The following is a 2,814-nucleotide window of genomic DNA, read 5'->3' on the forward strand; positions in this document are numbered from 1 at the left end:
GCGGGGGCCTGCGCGCCCCACCGGGGGTCCCTGGCGCGACGCGGGGGGGCACCGGGCCGGGGACCACCCCCTCTTCCCGCGCTCGGGCGACTAGCGGCTGGCCACGGCCTGCTCGGCCGCCGCGAGCCACTCGCGCCACTGCTTGGCCTGCGCCTCGGCCTGCTCCGCGCGGCGCTTGTCACCGGCGGCCTTGGCCTTGGCGGCCTGCGCCTCGAACTGCTCGACCCGCTCGCGGAACTGGGCCACGCGCGCCTCGGCCTCCGGGTCGGACCGGCGCCACTGCGCGTCGACCGCGCCCCTGACCCGCTCCTCGATCGTGCGGAGCTTGCCCTCCAGCTCGCGGATGCGCTCGCGCGGCACCTTGCCGATCGCGTCCCAGCGCTCCTGGACGCGGTACAGCTGCTGCCGCGCCGACTCCAGGTCGCCCGAGGGGTCGATCTGCTCGGCCTCGGAGAGCAGCTCCTCCTTCAGCTTCGCGTTGGTGGAGAACTCCGCGTCGCGCTCGTTGAAGGCCTCGGAGCGCTTGGAGAAGAACGCGTCCTGCGCGGCGCGGAAGCGCTGCCACAGGGCGTCGTCGGCCTCCTTGGGCGCGCGCCCGGCGGCCTTCCACTCGACCATGAGCTCCTTGTAGCGACCGGCGGTGGGGCCCCAGTCGTCGGAGGCGATGAGCTTCTCCGCCTCCTCGACGAGCTCCTGCTTGCGCGCCTTGGCCACGCCGCGCTGCCGGTCGAGGTCCGCGAAGTGCGAGCCCCGGCGCCGGTTGAAGGCGTCGCGCGCCTTCGAGAACCGCCGCCACAGCACCTCGTCGGTCTTCCGGTCGACGCCCCGGACGGTCTTCCACTCGTCGAGGATGGCGCGCAGCCGGTCACCAGCGGACTTCCACTGGGTGGACTCGTTCGCGAGCACCTCGGCCTCTTCGACCAGCGCCTGCTTGCGCGCGGCTGCGGCGGCCCTGGCCTCGTCCTTGGCGACCTTGGCCGCCTCCATGGCCTCGTCGGCCTTGGCCAGGACGAACTCGACCCGCGCGGCGAGCGCGGCCAGGTCGCCGACCACGGCGGCGTCGGCGAGGCCGTCCCGCACGTGCTTGGCGCTGGTCTGCGCGTGCTTGGGGTCGCCGTTGCCCGACGCCAGCCGCGTCACCAGCAGCTCGACCTCGGTGCGCATGTCGTCGAACCGCCGGGCGAAGTGCGCCAGCCCCTCGGCGGGCTCGCCCGCCTGCCAGGAACCGACGGCGCGCTCGCCGTCCGCGGTCTTGACGTAGACGGTGCCCTCCGCGTCCACGCGCCCCCAGCGCTCCGGGTGGTCCGACGCCACCGGGACCGGCGGGGTGGCCGCGGCCTGCGCCGCGGGCGCGCCCTCCACCCGCACCTGCTCGACCACCGCGTCCGCACCGGTCCCGCCGGTGGTCTCCGGGGTCGTCGTCTCGTGCTCCGTCATCGCCGGCTTCCTCCTCGCCTGCCCACTTCGGTGCCCGTGCCGACCACGGGCGCCCCGCCCTGAGGGCGGGGCCCAGCACCCGGGTACCGCAGGTTCAGTGCAGCCTCGGTACCCCGCGCGCATTCAAACAGGTCAGGGCCGAACCCGGTACTGGTGGTGGCAGATGGGTAACGTCAAAACCATGATCTCCCGCGTCGCGGTGGTGCCGCACCCTCCGCTGCTGGTGCCCGAACTGGTGGGCGGCGCGGTCGCCGAGACGGAGCCGGTGCGCGCCGCGTGCCTGGCAGGGGCACGTGAGCTGGCCTCGCGCTCCGCCGAGTGGGTGGCGGTGGGGGTCGCGCCGGGTCCGGTGCGCGAGCTCTCCGGCGCGGGCGGCACGTTCGGGGGTTTCGGCGTGGACGTGCGGATCGCCCTGTCGGATGACGCGACCGGCGAGGTGGACCCGGACCTCCCGCTGCCCGCGCTCGTGGCGGGGTGGCTGCGGGAGCGGGTGGGCGCGCGGAGCGTGCGGGTGGTGCTGGTGCCGCCGGACCTGCCCGCCGACGAGTGCGCGGCGCTCGGCGCGGGGCTGGCCTCGGCCCCCGAGGGCGCGCTGCTGGTGCTGGGCGACGGGTCGCACCGGCACGGCGAGCGGGCCGTCGGTCGGCCGGACGAGCGGGCGGCGGGGTTCGACGGCTCGGTGCGGGCGGCGCTCGCGGGCGCGGACCCGGCGGCGCTGGCCGCGCTGGACCCGGAGCTGGCGCGCGAGCTGGGCGCGCAGGGGCGGGCCGCCTGGCAGGTGCTGGCGGGGGTTCCGGGGCCGTGGCGCTGCGCGCGGTCGTGGTTCGACGCCCCGTTCGGGGTCGGCTACCACCTGGCCGTGTGGGAGCGGGGGCTCTGGGACACTGGGGCGTGACCGTTCCCATCGCCGTCGTAGGGCCCACCGCCACCGGCAAGACCGACCTCGCCGTGGAGCTGGCGCTGCGCCTGGGCGGGGAGGTCGTCAACGCCGACTCCATGCAGCTGTACCGGGGCATGGACATCGGCACGGCCAAGGCGACCGAGGCCGAGCGGCGCGGCGTGCCGCACCACCTGCTGGACGTGCTGGACGTGACCGAGTCCGCGTCGGTGGCCGCCTACCAGCGGGACGGCCGGGCGGCCGTGGAGGCGCTGCTGGCGCGGGGCCGGACGCCGGTGCTGGTGGGCGGGTCCGGGCTGTACGTGCAGGCGGTGCTGGACGAGCTGGAGTTCCCCGGCACGGACGCGGCGGTGCGGGCGCGGCTGGAGGACGAGCTGGCGGTGGTCGGCGCGGGCGCGCTGCACGAGCGGCTGGCCGCGCTGGACCCGGTGGCGGCGGGCGCGATCCTGTCCGGCAACACCCGGCGCGTGGTGCGGGCG

General features: G+C 76.4%; 3 protein-coding genes. 2 read left to right on the plus strand and 1 reads right to left on the minus strand.

Features of this window, described 5'->3' with window-relative positions:
- Nucleotides 1-90 precede the first annotated feature (90 nt).
- Nucleotides 91-1,437: a DUF349 domain-containing protein gene (locus ACTUAL_RS22380; protein ID WP_096492057.1), complete on the minus strand. Its 1,347-nt coding sequence runs from the start codon at nt 1,435-1,437 to the stop codon at nt 91-93.
- A 181-nt stretch (nt 1,438-1,618) separates the two neighbouring features.
- Here ACTUAL_RS22380 and ACTUAL_RS22385 point away from each other — a divergent pair, with 181 nt between their 5' ends.
- Both ACTUAL_RS22385 and miaA read left to right on the plus strand, forming a co-directional pair.
- The gene (locus ACTUAL_RS22385; RefSeq protein ID WP_096492056.1) at nt 1,619-2,332 is read left to right on the plus strand and encodes a hypothetical protein; all 714 of its coding nucleotides are present in this window, start codon (nt 1,619-1,621) and stop codon (nt 2,330-2,332) included.
- On the plus strand, nt 2,329-2,814 hold a 486-nt coding region (miaA, locus tag ACTUAL_RS22390; protein WP_440901618.1), incomplete at its 3' end, for a tRNA (adenosine(37)-N6)-dimethylallyltransferase MiaA. The genes ACTUAL_RS22385 and miaA, both read left to right, overlap by 4 nt.

The sequence above is a fragment of the Actinosynnema sp. genome, from assembly GCF_052038725.1.